Source organism: Komagataeibacter oboediens (assembly GCF_003207815.1).
Taxonomy (GTDB): Bacteria; Pseudomonadota; Alphaproteobacteria; order Acetobacterales; family Acetobacteraceae; genus Komagataeibacter; species Komagataeibacter oboediens.
Window position 1 is genome coordinate 13,899 of sequence record NZ_NKTX01000030.1, and the last position, 14,406, is coordinate 28,304.

Genomic DNA, 14,406 nt, shown 5'->3' on the forward strand with positions numbered 1-14,406 from the left:
GCCCCTTTCAGGCTGTTTCCGTATAACGCCGGCCAAAATCCCTGAGTGCTTCGGCAAAGCACCCCATGGGGGCCGTGGTCTGTCCCGCGCCGATCACGCCACCCTGGCGGTGGGCAATCGCCGTATCTATGACCGGGGTGATGCCGGTCTTCATGACCTTGCGGATGTCGATCCCGGCCGGTGCGCCGATAAAGTCCATGGTCGTGATCTTGAACTCCTTCAGGGCACCGACAGTAATCTGCTCCATCTTGTGCACTACGGACTGCGCATGGGCGAATGAGCCGTCCACAAACTGCTGCAGCACCGGGGCCGCAGCCTGCACATGACCACCAAGCCCGATGGTTTCCATGATGCTGCTATCCCCGATATCGGGCACGGCATCCGCATCGGTCCATTCGGATGAGAAATAGAGCCCGTGGATGCGGTTGGCGGGCGCGGTATACCAGCGATCCCCCATGCCACTGATCTTTATGCCAAAATCAACGCCATTGCGGCACATGGCGGATACAACCGTACTGTACTCGATCCCCCCCACGGCATTGGCCATGGCCTTGGCCGCCGCCATGGAGACGCACAGTGAGAACTGGTCGTTGATTTTCAGGTAAGCCAGTATCTCGCGCAGCCTGTCATGATCCTTGCATGTATCATATAGCGCCATGATCAGGGCGTTCAGGATCACGCTGCTGCCGGCACTGTTGCGGTTATGGCATTCATCCCCCATTTCCAGCGCGCGGGCCATGACTGGCTTTACGGGAATGCCGGGGGTCGCGCGGACAGCGGCGGACAGCGTGGGACCAAAGACCTGCTCCAGCCATGTCCACCGCTTGCGGGCTTCGCGGTTGTAATCGGCCCGGTCCTGCAGCCCGGTCGCCGGTCCCTGGAACAGCTGGGAATACCCCCAGCTGTCATGGACCGGGTCATGGACCACGGCGAGGGGGCTGGAGGCCGTCGTAATGCCCGCCATGCCCCCGACCGCGCCATATTCATGACAGGGCGCGACCGTAACGGCGCCGGAGGCAATCAGCGCCTCGGCGGCCTCTTCCGTTTCCGCCAGCCCTTCATGCAGGATTCCCTGTACCACGCCCATTTTCTGGGGCGGGCACATGCGGTTCCAGTCAATCGGTGGGCCCGCATGCAGGATGGTCGAGCGGGTCATGCCCGGCAGGGCGTCAATGGCCGGCCTGACATCCACCCATACCGGTTTTGCAAGGTGCAGCCGGGAAAATGCTTCCCTGTTGGCGGCTTCGATTTTTTCCTTCAGTGTCATGCCGACATGCCTTCCAGTTGCTGACCGAACGCCCTGAGCGCCTTTTCGAAACATTCCAGGGGGGCATGCACTTCGCCTGCGCCAATCAGGCCGCCTTCCTTATGGGTGATGGCGGTATCCAGCAGGGGGGTAATGCCGGTCCGGACAACCTTGCGGATATCAATGCCGATCGGGCCGGGTGTGAAATCCATGACCGGAATACGGACATCGGGATTGGTGCTGGCACATATTTCCTGCATTTTGCGCGTATTTGCGATCGCGGAATGGATGTTGCCCTGCACGAACTGGGTGACGGTGGGGGCGCAGGGCTGAATGAAGCCGCCCAGGCCGACGGTTTCGGTAATGGCGCTGTCCCCCAGATCAGGCGCTGCGCAGTCGTCATCCCATTCCGCACGGAAATAAAGCCCTTTCACCATCTGGGCGGGGGCCGTGAACCACGTATCGCCCAGGGCGCTGACCTTTATACCGAAATCCACCCCGTTGCGGGCCATGGCCGTGACAATCGTGCTGTACGGGATCCGTTCGGCCGGCACCAGCACCGCCTTGGCCGCTGCCATGATGGCATGCAGGAGGAAATGTTCGGAGTCCACCAGGAATTTCAGGGATGTCCTGACATCCTCGCCCGGCATGTCCAGCGTCAGCAGCGAGGGATAGAGTTCCCTCAGGAACAGAAGCGTCGCCGCAATGGAGCGGTTATGGCATTCATCCCCCATCTCCACCGCGCGGGAGATGATCGCCTTGATGTCAATCGGCCCGGACGCCCGCAGTGCCTGCCGGAACACCGGCGCGAAAACCTCGGCCTGCCATGACAGGTTTTTCAGGATGGCATCATCATAATATCCCCACTTCAGCAGGCGCAGGCCGCCCCCTTCCGAAATGCAGCTGTAGGCGCGGTTCCCGAAGGTCGTGTTCTCGACCGCCATTACGGGGGTGGAGGCGGAAATGATTCCCCCCCCGGCACCGACGCACAGGTAGTCGTGGCACGGCGCTACCCGGATTTCACCTGAATCAAGCTTGCGCCATGCCTCTTCGGGGGACTGCGCCAGCCCTTCCCACAGGGCGGCGCCCGTAACGCCGTTTCGGTGGGGGCCACACATTTCCCGCCATGGAATGGCCGGACCGGAATGCAGAATGATGTTCTTCTGCATGCCCGGTACGATTTCCAGCGCCGGCCCGACGTCGACAAGCTGGGCCGTGCCGGTACGCATGATTTCGATCGTCCGGGCATTGGCCGTTTCGATGCGGGTCTTGATATCTACCATATCTGTTCTCCGTGGGCGCTGTCAGAGCAGCGTATCAAGCAGGGCTGTCAGTTCTTCGTCATGTCTGACCGGGGGATGCCAGCGGACCTGAACCACCTTGACATCCTGCCGTTCCAGATTTTCGCCAATCAGTTCGATACCAACATTGGCGATATGAAGCGGGGCGCCGGAAAGCAGGGGATTGGGATTTTCAGACATTGATTGCCTCGACATAACGCTTTGCCAAAGTAACGGCCTCTGCATTGCTGCGTGCCACCATGACACCAGCCTGCTCAAGCTGTTCAAGCTGCTCATTGTAGTTCTGGATATCGTGCCTGGTCCCGCAGATGGTCACGATGACCGGCAGGCTACGTCCGTCCTGTCCGGCGATATCGCGCGCCTTGTGCAGGATTTCAGCCAGATTGCGCGCCGGGTTGTCCTGCGCACCGTAGCCGATGACAAGATCGAGCAGCAGCAGAGCGACTTCCGGATCTGCTGCTTCATGCAGGATACGCTGGTTCCGCAGGCCGGGATCGATCATGGGATGGGCACGGCCCTGCGTATAGGCGTCGTCTCCCATGTCGATCACGGTATGGTCCTGACTGGCAAATATATCCGTCAGGGCATGGCTGTCGTGCTTGAGGTTGGAATAGACCCCACCCGGAATATCCCCCAGCAGGAGAAGTGCTTCATAACACAGCGTCCCACCCGCATACAGACCGCGGACATATCGCTGAACAGGCTTTCTGGTTTCGAGCGCATTGCGGATGAAGTCCTCCCTGTCCACCTGCGGGGCGCAGGGCAGGCTGGCATCCGGTCTGACATGCCGTGCGGTCGCCAGCGCCGTTTCGGCCAGTGTCGTGCAGAATTCCGCGCCCGCCGTATCAACAGGCGGGGTTGCGCCAAGGAAGTTGAAAACGATCGGCTTGCCGATTTTGGCGGTGGTCGCAAAGACACGGTCCTGCGCGATGGCCGAAGGCGGCTTGGACGTCACGACAATAATGTCCGTCTGTGGGTTCTGTGCCATCAGTTCAAGGGCCTGGCACATTGTCGCCCCCCCGATATCCTGATGCAGGTCACGGCCACCCGTGCCGATGATGTGGCTTATGCCGACATCCATCCAGTCCAGCAGGCAGGATATTTCCTGTGCGCCGGTGCCGGACGCGGCCACGATCCCGACAGGGCCACGTGCGACGGCATTGGCGAAGCCGATGGCGGTACCATTGATGATCGCGGTGCCGCAGTCTGGCCCCATGAGCAGCCTGTTCTGTTTCAGTGCTGTTTGCTTGAGGCGCTTTTCATCTTCAATCGTCACGTTGTCGCTGAAGAGGAAGACATTCAGCCCACGCTCCAGCGCCTGTTCCGCTTCGTCCGCGGCAAAGGAACCAGGAACGGAAATGCAGGCGAAGTTGATGTCCGGATCCAGTGAAATCGCTTCATCCAGCGTGCCGGCCTGAACGGTATTCCCGGCATTTTCCGTATTTTTCTGCAGCATCTGGGCCGCTGTTGCAATGGCGGCGTCGGCTTCTTCTTCCGTATGGGCCGTAACCGCCACGATCAGGTCTTCGGGCTTTGCATTCCGCGCCTCTTCGGAACAGAAACCCGTGGTCTCGAGTATTTTCCGGTTGTTGGGGGTTGCCATCATGATCATGGCTTCAGACACGCCCGCTTCCTTGCGCAGAAGCTGGGAAAGCCGCATGAGCCTGACGGAATCATGGTATTCACGTGGACGAACAACTATGCGCGATGGCATTGGCCGCTGCTCCTTAGGGGGTTATGGTGGTATCGTGAAAAAGCGGGTAGGCGCCGATGGCGTCAAACCTGAACCCCGTCACGCTGTTCTTGTGGGACACGATGTTTGTATTGCAGTGGACCGGAATGCACAGGGCGGCTTCCATGACTTCCATCTGGACCTGTTTGAAAATCGGAACGTAGTCTTCCGGCTTTATGCAGGTTTCCGCTGAATCAATCAGTTCATCGATAACAGGAAAATCCGAAGCGCCCCGCTTGCTCCAGCCATATCCGTTCTGGCCGCTCTGCCGTGAATGATAGACAAAGCTGAGCAACTGGGACGAACTGGCATATTTGCCCTGCGGGATCAGGTTATGGGCGCCATCCATGCCTGCCCTGATCCATGTCCTGGCATCACAGAGTTCGACCTTGACCGCGATCCCGACTTTCGCCAGCTGTCTTTTTACATACGCGCCGATTTCCGGATAGAAATTGACGGGCAGGACATAAATGACGACTTCCAGCAGCCTGCCATCCTTGTGGCGGAACTGGTCCGGGCCGGTCAGCCATCCTTCCCCGTCCAGCAGGGTGCGGGCCTTTTCAATATCATGATGATACAGTTTTTCGACCCGGGGTTCATAACCAAGGGTATACTGGGACACAGGCCCGTAGGCACGGGTAAATTCGCCACTGAATATTTCAGTGACAAGACTGTCTACATCCAGCGCATAGGAAATGGCCTGACGGACATGGATATTATCGGTAGGCGCCCGTTTGGTATTCATCATCAGGCTGACCGGCACGCCACGTATGGGCCAGCAGACGACGGACAGCCCCGGCTGGTTCCTCAGCGCTGCCGCATCGGCCGGATTGGCCGCGAAAATGGCGTCAACCTCGCCGGTCAGAAGGGCTTCGGTTCTCGCGCCATCGTCGGGAATGAACCTGAAGACGATTTCATCCAGATGGGCAGGCCCCCTGTTTTCGACCAGTGCAGGCGCCCACGCATAATCGTCATTGCGTGTGATGACCAGACAGTTCCCGGCATCCCACCGTTCAAAACGGAACGGCCCGGTTCCGACAGGATGCCTGCAGAAATCAGGACCGAGCCCGTGGATGGATGCGGGGGACACAGGGGCAAGCCAGCCCTGGCTCAGCGCATCCAGAAACAGGGCATAAGGCTGGTCCAGGACGATTTCCACCGTATGCGCGTCAAGAATGTTCGTCTGACGGTAGGGGCCCAGAAGCGCGCCGGACAACTGGGACCGGTTGGCCGGGTCATGCGCCCGGTCAAGGCTTGCCTGCACGGCCTGCGCATCGAACGGCGTGCCGTCGTGGAACCGTACGTCCCTGCGGAGGGAGAAAGTATACCGGCACTGGTCGTCCGATATTGAAAAACTGTCTGCCAGACCCGGAAGATAATCACCTTCGACAGTCTTGTTGACGAGCGTATCGAAGATCCCGTTCGTCATCTGGAGTGCAAGTTCAGCAGCCCCCAGATGGGGGTCAATATTGGAGGGCTCGTAGTGCACACCAATGCGCAGCCGCCGTGGAGAACCCGTCATCACATCATCCCACCATGATCACATTGAAAACTTATGTTCACAATAGACACGGTTTGCGCCACGGAAAGCAAGTGCATATTCGAAATGAATTTTCCGCAGGGGAATATTTTAATAAAGATCCGGTGGCCGGTAGACGCCGCGTTCCTCTGGAATGCGGCATCCCCCGGCCAGATGGCGGAATATGCGCCACCTAGATAATGGTTTTGCCGAATTCCGTGGCGACATCCAGCATTGCCGGCAGCGCCCGTTCGATCAGTACGTCCTCGGGGACGATGCTGCTGAATGTAAACGTGTTGAACGAGGCGACAACATTGGCATTGTGGTCAAATACCGGCACGGCAAGCGACCGGATGCCAACCTGCATTTCCTGATCCACCAGCGCAAACCCGGTTTTCTGCGTGTCCTTCAGGTTCGCGCGCAGTCCCGTCATGGTCGTGATGGAATATTCCGACATGGGTGCAAGCCTGACCCGCTTGAGAATCGCGTCACGTTCCTCACTGGGCAGGAACGCAAGGATGCACCGTCCGGCAGATGCATAGGCCAGCGGAAAGCGCCTGCCGATCGTCAGTGCGGGGGATGCGAATTCATCCGTATTGGCGGATGCGACATGCACGATGTCCAGTTCATCCCGGATGCCCAGGGCGACGGGAAACCCGGTCTGGTCGCGGATCATGTTCAGATAGGGCTGTGCCTTCTGCGCAAGAGGAATGGATGACAGGAAACTGTAGCCCAGATCCATGACTTTTGACGTCAGCCGGAAAAGGCGCCCGGACTGGGTCACAAACCCCAGATGGCATAGCGTCAGAAGGTAGCGCCGCGCGCTGGCCCGGTCCATGCCGGTCCGTTCGGACACAACGGACAGCGTCATCTGCGCATGGTCCTTGTCGAAAGCCATCAACACATTCAGACCATGCGCCAGGGATCCGACCAGTCCCCTGTTTTTTTTTATTTCTTCCGTAGAGTTCTGCACTGTCATGTCCGCATGGAATTAAAAGATCCATTCGTTAAAAAACAAATCCCCCTTTTATGCAAAGGGGAAGCAGCCCCACGGATCGCGCAGCGCGGGCGGGAAATGGCGACCTCAGCCTGACGTCGTGCAGCCAATGGCGGTAGCCCCAGCCTCGGCGCAGGCTTCATCCAGGTCGGCGCTTGCCCCGCCCACGCCAATGGCGCCGATCAGCATGCCATCGCGGAACAGGGGAACCGCGCCTTTCGCATAAATCAGGTTGTTGCCCTCCATTTCCCGAATGCGCGACATGACAACGGATTCAGGTGGTATGACGCCGCTTTTGCAACGTGTTGCGGCAGATGTGGCCGCCTTGCCCTGGCTTCCGAAAATGCTGGCCCAGTTGGACTGGTCCATCCGTGCAAACGTGACAAGCCGTCCGCCCCCATCCATGACCGCAACGCATATTTCGATATCAAGCGCGCGGGCCTTATCAATTGCGGCCTTCATCGCGGCCTGTGCATCCTGAAGCTGAATATTCATGTTTTCTGATCCATCCTTCAATCGGGTGTGCCGCCCATGGCGGACAGGGTGTCCAGTGGTATGGGGGACAGGGCGGCAGGTGGCATATGCATGGCCTGCATGCCCCAGATGAAACCTGCAAGCGTATCTTCCCCCGAACTGAAACCAGGCGCCATGACGTTTTTCAGTACCTCGGTCCGTGATGCGCCGCGTGATACGGGGGCCAGAAAATCCTGCCATGTATCGCTGACATGGCCGTGGGCCGCCGCATCAAGAAAGGCAAAGGACAATGACGTGGTCTGCCCGTGGACCGCAGTCAGGATGGGCATGCAGGTCTGCATCGGGTCGGGTGCTGAAAACCAGACCGCGACCATAAGTCCGCACAGGAAATCGTCCCCGCCCGGTGTCAGCCCCCGGCCCAGTCCGGCAAGCCTGCCTGCAGCCGTGGCAATGTCGCGTGCATTTCCCGACACAAGCCCGGCGTGGAACAGCCGGGTAAGGGCGCGGGCTTCGGGCGATGGTGACGCAGGAGCCGACGCCGATGGCAGGATGGCCGTGCGCCGGGGCAGGATGGCCAGGTCACGCAGCACACCGTCCAGCCATGATGGTATCCGGGCCGGGGTCATGCGCGCCTTCAGTTCCGATTCATGTATCCGGGCCTGATGCAGGTTGATCCGCAGGGTATCAATTTCGATCACACCACCCTGCAGGCGCCCCTGCGCAGACCCGTTCAGGGGCAGGGTTCTGTGCCCGGGCAGCACGATGGATAGTGGCCCGACCCGACCCCCATTCAGTGTAATGACCACAATGACCGGATCACCGGTATGCGCGACAGCCAGATATATATAGCCGGTAAATCGTGCAAGGACGGTGACATTACCTTCCATGCCCAGCAATCGTGACCGGATGAACGACCCAGCAATGACAGGTTTTATGTCTGGCACAGGATTTCAGTTCGCATCGGGCATGATCCACGTTCCCGCCTGCCGGGCAATGATCTTCTCGATTTCCGACAGGCAGCCAATGGCGGCGGGCCGTCCGGTTTTCTGCACGAAATTGATGATCGCTTCGACTTTCGGCCCCATCGACCCCTTGGAAAATTCCTTCTGCTGCAGTTCTCCCGCAGTCAGTGATGTCAGGAGTTTCTGCTGTGGCGTGCCGTAGTTTTCATATATGCCCGGAACATCCGTCGCGATGATGAACAGGTCAGCTGCCAGATGAACCGCAAGCAGGCTGGAGACACGATCCTTGTCAATAACCGCATCAATGCCCTCCAGGCTGCCATCCGGGGTGGAAATGACAGGAATGCCTCCGCCGCCTCCACAGATGATGACCGCGCCATTGTCCAGCAGCCAGCGGATGGGCCGGTGCCAAAGAATTCGTAACGGGTGGGGGGATGCGATCACGCGCCGCCAGGTCGGGCCGTCCTTTTTGAAGGTCCAGCCGTACTGGTCGATTAATGCCTGCGCCTGCGCTTCATCAAAATGGGGACCGATATATTTGCTTGGACTGGTAAATTCCGGGTCGTTCGGGTCCACTTCAACACGTGTCAGCAATGTTGCCACAGGCACATCCCGGCCCAGCACGTTGCCCAGTTCCTGTTCCAGGATATACCCGATCATGCCTTCGGTCGCGGCACCCATGATATCAAATGGATAGGGAGAGGCCTGCTTGAATGCCTGGGACTGCATGGCCAGCAGGCCGACCTGCGGCCCGTTGCCATGGGTCAGGACAAGCTGGTGCTTGCGCGCAATGCCTGCCAGGGCACATGCGGCCATTCGGGCATTTTCACGCTGGACGGATATGCTTAGGGGCTGTCCCCGCTGCATCAGCGCGTTACCCCCAAGGGCGATGACGGATTTCATTGCGGTTCCTTATGATGAGAAGCCCTCACGGATGTCACTGTGCGCACAAATGTTCTTAATGAGCAAATTATATTTCTGACATCGAAACGGATTCGCGTGGTCATGTGCGTGCCCTTCCCCTGTCATCGCAACCGGGTCCGTTATTGCCATGTCATGAAGGCGCCACGACGCGCGGGACGTGGCGCCAGAAACGGTGTTCCGCCCTGCGCCGGGTATACTGGCGCCCATGCTCCGGTCTTTGCTGAAGACGGAAACGTTCATCGGGAACGAGGTGCGGGAACGCAGGCAGTCTGTCGTGGCATTGATATATGATTGCCCGGATGCGGTTCATCCCATGCAGGATCCTGGCACCCCGCCTGCCAGACTTACGGATTACGGACAGGGTTCTGGTATCATACGGTGGTCAGCGGGTGCATATATCCGTTAAGTCATGACTGTCCGGTTCATGATCATTTCCGTCTGTCTGCAAGGATGCTGGCTTGAGCGATTGTCACATTTCATCCCCGTCATACCGCCGTAAATGGCTTCCGGGCATATTCACGCAGGTTGTCATCGCCAGTGTGGCGGGGCTGGGACTGGGGCTGCTGGACCCTGGTCTCGCCAGCCGGACACACTGGACCACGGACCTGTTCCTGCGCCTGATTGTCATGGCGGTGGGCCCGCTGTTGTTCTGCATTGTCGTCATGGGCATCGTGGGGGCGGGCTCCCTGCGTGCCGTCGGGCGCATGGGCATCAAGGCGCTGGTGTATTTCGAGACCATGACGACCTTCGCGCTGGTTACGGCTGTCGGCATTGGCATGCTGGTGCAACCGGGCCGTTCCATCGTGTTCGCCCCAACGGCGGAAGATGCGCAGATGGTCGCGTCCTATGCACGCAATGCGCAGATCCTGCATGAAGGCGGGATTACGGCATTCGTCCTCTCGCTTATTCCCCGTTCGCCGACGGATGCGTTCGCGCAGGCCAATGTGCTGCAGATCCTGTTTTTCGCCATTCTGTTCGGCTGCTGCCTCAGCCTGATCGGGGAAGCCGGGGCACCGCTGGTCAGGCTGATCGATGCCCTGTCGGTCCTGTTCGCGCGCATGATGCGGCTTATCATCGCCCTGGCGCCGTTGGGTGTCTTTGGCGCCATGGCTACGACAACTGCACGGTATGGCATGACCGCCATCATGCATCTTGCCGCTTTTGTTGCGTTGTATTTTGTGGTCATCGCGCTGTTCATCATCATCGCACTGGGCGGCTGTCTGCGCCTGTCGGGTGTCAGTCCGTGGCGTTTCCTGCGTTATTTCCGTGAAGAACTGGTCATTACGTCCACGACCACCACATCGGATGCCGTATTACCCAGCGTCATGGAAAAACTCAGGCGCATGGGGGTTGATCCACAGGTTGTGGGCCTGGTCGTGCCAGCGGGGTATTCCCTGAACCTTGATGCCCTGTCCATCTATCTGGGGCTGGCGGTGGTCTTTCTGGCGCAGGCGACCGGGACGCACCTTTCTGCGTGGCAGATGATCATCATGCTGGCCACGGCGCTCCTGACGTCCAAGGGGGCGCATGGGGTGCCGGGTGTCGCCATTGTGGTGCTTGCGGCAACGCTTGCCGCCATTCCGTCCATTCCGGTTGCAAGCCTTGTCATGCTGCTGGCGGTGGACTGGTTCATCGGTATTGCGCGCGCGGTTGGAAACCTGGCCGGGAACTGCGTGGCGCCAGTCGTGATCGGGGCCTGGGAAGGGCGGCTGGATCGTGAAAAAATGGCGGATGTGCTGATGCGGGACTGACCCGTATCCAATCGGCCGGCAGGCCGGTGCGCCATCGTTGGCACAGTAACAATGGCGCCTGTTCCCGCCACCCAGTGCGTGGCCCGCTTGACGGATGGCGGGAACGGAAGCGATGTATCTCAGGCAATCCGGGTCATGCGGTCTGCGGCATGGTCGTCATGTCGATCACAAAGCGGTATTTGACGTCCGAGCGGAGCATGCGGGCGTATGCAGTCTCGATTTCGTCCATGCGGATCATTTCAATATCCGCCGTGATGTTGTGCCTGCCACAGAAATCCAGCATCTCCTGTGTTTCGGGGATGCCACCAATCAGCGATCCCGCAAAGCTGCGACGTTTCATGAGCAGGCTGAACACGGAAACCGGCAGCGGCTGTTCCGGCGCGCCAACCTGCACCATCGTGCCATCGCGCCTGAGCAGGTCCAGATAGGCATTGATGTCGTGTTCCGCCGCGACCGCGTCGAGAATGAAGTCGAACCGCCCGCGTTCCTTGGCCATGGCCCCTGCATCCTTTGACAGCACAACTTCATGCGCACCCAGCCGCAGGCCGTCGGTCACCTTGCCGGGTGATGTGGTGAACAGCACGACTTCCGCCCCCAGCGCGCGGGCAAACTTGACCCCCATATGGCCCAGGCCGCCAAGGCCTACGATACCGACACGCTGTCCCGGGCCGACCTTCCAGTGCCGCAGCGGTGACCATGTGGTAATGCCTGCGCAGAGCAGCGGACTGGCGGCGGCCGGGTCCAGCGTGTCCGGCACGCGCAGCACGAAGCTCTGGTCAACCACAATCGCGCGCGAATACCCACCAAAGGTGATGCCGCGGCCGTGCCGGTCCTCGCCATTATAGGTGGCGACAAAGCCGGTCTCGCAGTACTGCTCCAGCCCGTCGCGACAGCTTGTGCATTCGCGGCATGAATCAACCATGCAGCCTACGCCGACCATGTCGCCTGCCTTGAACCGGGTGACGGACGACCCGGTTTCCGCCACCCGCCCCACGATTTCGTGGCCCGGAACGCAGGGATAGATCGTATTCTGCCATTCATTGCGGGCCTGGTGCAGGTCGGAATGGCAGACGCCGCAGTACAGGATATCGATGCGCACGTCATCAGGACCGGTATCGCGCCGGTCAAAGGCAAACGGCTTGAGTGGCGCATCCGCGGCAGTCGCGGCGTAACCAACACATGAAAGCATGTTCGGATCCTTTCAATTCCTGTCAGGCGGATTTGGGTGATGCGTCCGCCATGGCATCCGCACGGCAGGCGTGCGATCAGCCATTCCGGGTATTCGGGGGGCAGGGCGCCAACCCGGTCAAGGGCGGCAGGCGTCTATGGTGATAATGTGATCGTGTTCGTGGCTGGCGTCTGTCGATCAATTGTCCGGGCACGGGGTCACAAACCCGCTTCCCCCATGAAGACCGCAACCACCTTGCGATAGGTCCGCTGTATGAAGCTGGTTGCCGTGGCATGGATATGCACCACCCCTTTTATACGTCGGGTAACGGGGGGCAACGTCCGGTCAGGCAGGATGATGACCTGATAGACCGCTTCTTCCGGTAACAGCCTGTGGCCTGTTTCGTCCCGGTGCGTCTTGATGTGACCGTTATATGTTGAGGCCTGTTCCGGGGCATCGATGTCAGGCACGGACGCAACCGAAATCGACTGCACATGTCCCATGACCCGCGCTGCATGAGGATCATCGGCAATGAAGCTGGCCCGCGCGCCGGGATGGATGAAGCCGATATCCGTTTCATGCACGTAGGCTTCGACGGCCGGGCTGTCGGGGGATATGACCGTGCCCAGATATTCATGCTGTTTCACGGTATCGCCCGTATGGATTTCAGGCGGCACATCCACAAGCTGACCGGGAAAGGGCGCGTGGATGGTCATCTGCCGTATCGCGGCCTCGGTGCGCAGGCGCTCGGCGGTTTCCTGTTCGATCTTCTCGCGCGTATCATCGAGGGACGCGGTATCTTCCACCCCAAACATCCGTTCCGACAGTGTCGCCTGCAACGTGTCCAGCCGCGCCATGGATACCGCGCGGTCATGATCAAGCTGTGGTGATCGCAGTTCGGCAACGATCTGCCCTGCCTGCACCATGCTGCCTGTGGGCAGCAGGTGCATGACGGTGCCCGCATCGTCCGAATACAGGGGGGCCTGCTGTTGTGCCCGTAATACGGCAGGGGCGTGTATGCTGTGGTTCCATGGCAGGACCAGAAGCGCCAGCAGCAGGGCAAATGCGCCACCGGTCATCTGCACGTGGCGGTTCATGGGCGCATGCAGAACCTGTCTTACCCATTCCAACAGTTCTCCTGCAATGGGACGCGCGACAAAAAACCACATTTCAATTCCCATCAGCACAATACCCAGCGCCGGAAAGACCGCATGGTAGACAACCAGTGCAATGCCCGTGAACAGGAAGAAGCGGTACAGCCACGTGGCCATGCTGTAGCCAACCAGCATGTCGCCACGCCGTGCGGGAAAGGCCTCGGGTGGCGGGTCATTCACCCCGAACAGGAATTTACGCGTGCGCCAGCGTGTCCATGCAAAGGCACGTTCCTGCAGGTTGGGGATACCCATGAGGTCGGATAGGATATAATATCCATCAAAGCGCATGAGCGGACTGAGATTGACCGACAGCGTCAGCAGCCATGTCGAACTGCTGAGTGTGAACAGCCCGTCACGCAGCGGCCCGTCGGGCACCAGGCTCCACAGGATCGTGGCAAGGGTCGCCAGCATGATTTCAGCCACCATACCGGCGCAGTCGATCACAAGCCGCGCGCGCGCGCTGACCAGTCGCCACGCATCTGTCGTGTCTGTCCATAACACCGGGCACAGCACCAGAAAGGCCACCCCCATGGCCGGAACCCTGCAGCCGCAATGCCGTGCGGCAATACCATGGCCCAGTTCATGAACAACCTTGCTGCATGTCAGGGCCAGGGCGATGCCGACCGCTCCTTCGGGGGTGACAAGGTGCATGAACCCGGCTGAGTACAGACCCCACTGCTGGATCACCACAAAGGCGGCCAGCATGACCGCCAGCCCTAGCCCGATGCAGAACGGGCGGGTGAAAATCCAGTTCGTCCACGGCACCCAGCGTTTCAGCATGGGATCTGGATTGCACAGCCGCACGCGCAGGAACAGATAATGATGCAGGATCCATGACAGGAGCGGCGGCCTGCGGGCCTGATGGGCCAGCAGGGCGCTGTCCGCGCCAGTCTGTGCCGTTGTCAGCCCGGCCCGGCGCAGGAAGGCGGCAAGATCGGTGACATCATCGGGCTGTGCGTCGAACGTGGTCTGTTCACGCACCACGCGGGCAATGGCGGCCGGGTCTGCCAGGTCCCAGCGCTGCAGGATCTCCATTTCCATGCCGCCCAGACGGATATAGCGGTGGCGGGCGGGGTCATAGAGCCTGATCCGAAAGTTTTTGAACAATACCAGCATGTTGTGATTCATCCGTCTTTGCGAAGAGATGGAGTGAATGGTGGCATGGACTGGTATTGCCC

Annotated in this window: 12 protein-coding genes; 1 reads left to right on the top strand and 11 read right to left on the bottom strand. The window is 59.7% G+C overall.

Features of this window, described 5'->3' with window-relative positions; all coding sequences use genetic code 11:
* Window positions 1-7: 7 nt before the first annotated feature.
* From CFR80_RS11675 to CFR80_RS11710, 9 genes are all read right to left on the bottom strand, one after another.
* Window positions 8-1,267 carry a YlbE family protein gene (locus CFR80_RS11675; protein WP_010515431.1) on the bottom strand — a complete coding sequence of 420 codons (1,260 nt, stop codon included), beginning with the start codon at window positions 1,265-1,267 and terminating at the stop codon, window positions 8-10.
* On the bottom strand, window positions 1,264-2,529 hold the full coding sequence (locus CFR80_RS11680) for a YlbE family protein (RefSeq protein ID WP_010515430.1): 1,266 nt from the start codon (window positions 2,527-2,529) through the stop codon (window positions 1,264-1,266). Before CFR80_RS11680 ends, CFR80_RS11675 begins: the two co-directional genes overlap by 4 nt.
* Before the next feature lie 21 nt (window positions 2,530-2,550).
* Window positions 2,551-2,727 (bottom strand): hypothetical protein, encoded by a 177-nt coding sequence (locus tag CFR80_RS19360; protein ID WP_010515429.1) that lies wholly within the window; start codon window positions 2,725-2,727, stop codon window positions 2,551-2,553.
* Window positions 2,720-4,261, bottom strand: coding sequence for an acyl-CoA synthetase FdrA (fdrA, locus tag CFR80_RS11685; RefSeq protein ID WP_010515428.1), 1,542 nt, complete (start codon window positions 4,259-4,261; stop codon window positions 2,720-2,722). The genes CFR80_RS19360 and fdrA overlap by 8 nt, the downstream gene beginning before the upstream one ends.
* A 13-nt stretch (window positions 4,262-4,274) precedes the next feature.
* The gene (locus tag CFR80_RS11690) at window positions 4,275-5,801 is read right to left on the bottom strand and encodes an ABC transporter substrate-binding protein (protein WP_010515427.1); all 1,527 of its coding nucleotides are present in this window, start codon (window positions 5,799-5,801) and stop codon (window positions 4,275-4,277) included.
* A 190-nt stretch (window positions 5,802-5,991) separates the two neighbouring features.
* Window positions 5,992-6,777 (bottom strand): IclR family transcriptional regulator domain-containing protein, encoded by a 786-nt coding sequence (locus CFR80_RS11695; protein WP_110507401.1) that lies wholly within the window; start codon window positions 6,775-6,777, stop codon window positions 5,992-5,994.
* 105 nt (window positions 6,778-6,882) lie between these two features.
* A complete protein-coding gene (locus tag CFR80_RS11700; protein WP_010515423.1) occupies window positions 6,883-7,290 on the bottom strand; it encodes a GlcG/HbpS family heme-binding protein in 408 nt (135 codons plus the stop codon).
* 17 nt (window positions 7,291-7,307) lie between these two features.
* On the bottom strand, window positions 7,308-8,156 hold the full coding sequence (locus CFR80_RS11705; RefSeq protein ID WP_029329611.1) for an oxamate carbamoyltransferase subunit AllH family protein: 849 nt from the start codon (window positions 8,154-8,156) through the stop codon (window positions 7,308-7,310).
* 63 nt (window positions 8,157-8,219) lie between these two features.
* A complete protein-coding gene (locus CFR80_RS11710; protein WP_010515421.1) occupies window positions 8,220-9,134 on the bottom strand; it encodes a carbamate kinase in 915 nt (304 codons plus the stop codon).
* Between the two features lie 479 nt (window positions 9,135-9,613).
* On the opposite strand from CFR80_RS11710, the gene CFR80_RS11720 reads away from it, so the two are divergent.
* Window positions 9,614-10,906: a C4-dicarboxylate transporter DctA gene (locus tag CFR80_RS11720; RefSeq protein WP_010515419.1), complete on the top strand. Its 1,293-nt coding sequence runs from the start codon at window positions 9,614-9,616 to the stop codon at window positions 10,904-10,906.
* 133 nt (window positions 10,907-11,039) lie between these two features.
* Here the strand turns inward: CFR80_RS11720 and CFR80_RS11725 are convergent, their stop codons facing one another.
* Window positions 11,040-12,095, bottom strand: a complete 1,056-nt coding sequence (locus tag CFR80_RS11725) for an NAD(P)-dependent alcohol dehydrogenase (protein ID WP_110507402.1) — start codon at window positions 12,093-12,095, stop codon at window positions 11,040-11,042.
* A 197-nt stretch (window positions 12,096-12,292) separates the two neighbouring features.
* Window positions 12,293-14,344, bottom strand: a complete 2,052-nt coding sequence (locus CFR80_RS11730; RefSeq protein WP_258367783.1) for an HlyD family efflux transporter periplasmic adaptor subunit — start codon at window positions 14,342-14,344, stop codon at window positions 12,293-12,295.
* Window positions 14,345-14,406: the final 62 nt, after the last annotated feature.

Coding starts and splice junctions, on each gene's coding strand:
- CFR80_RS11675 (WP_010515431.1), bottom strand. CDS start 1,267: ATGACACTGAAGGAAAAAATCGAAGCCGCCAACAGGGAAGCATTTTCC.
- CFR80_RS11680 (WP_010515430.1), bottom strand. CDS start 2,529: ATGGTAGATATCAAGACCCGCATCGAAACGGCCAATGCCCGGACGATC.
- CFR80_RS19360 (WP_010515429.1), bottom strand. CDS start 2,727: ATGTCTGAAAATCCCAATCCCCTGCTTTCCGGCGCCCCGCTTCATATC.
- fdrA (WP_010515428.1), bottom strand. CDS start 4,261: ATGCCATCGCGCATAGTTGTTCGTCCACGTGAATACCATGATTCCGTC.
- CFR80_RS11690 (WP_010515427.1), bottom strand. CDS start 5,801: ATGACGGGTTCTCCACGGCGGCTGCGCATTGGTGTGCACTACGAGCCC.
- CFR80_RS11695 (WP_110507401.1), bottom strand. CDS start 6,777: ATGACAGTGCAGAACTCTACGGAAGAAATAAAAAAAAACAGGGGACTG.
- CFR80_RS11700 (WP_010515423.1), bottom strand. CDS start 7,290: ATGAATATTCAGCTTCAGGATGCACAGGCCGCGATGAAGGCCGCAATT.
- CFR80_RS11705 (WP_029329611.1), bottom strand. CDS start 8,156: ATGGAAGGTAATGTCACCGTCCTTGCACGATTTACCGGCTATATATAT.
- CFR80_RS11710 (WP_010515421.1), bottom strand. CDS start 9,134: ATGAAATCCGTCATCGCCCTTGGGGGTAACGCGCTGATGCAGCGGGGA.
- CFR80_RS11725 (WP_110507402.1), bottom strand. CDS start 12,095: ATGCTTTCATGTGTTGGTTACGCCGCGACTGCCGCGGATGCGCCACTC.
- CFR80_RS11730 (WP_258367783.1), bottom strand. CDS start 14,344: ATGCTGGTATTGTTCAAAAACTTTCGGATCAGGCTCTATGACCCCGCC.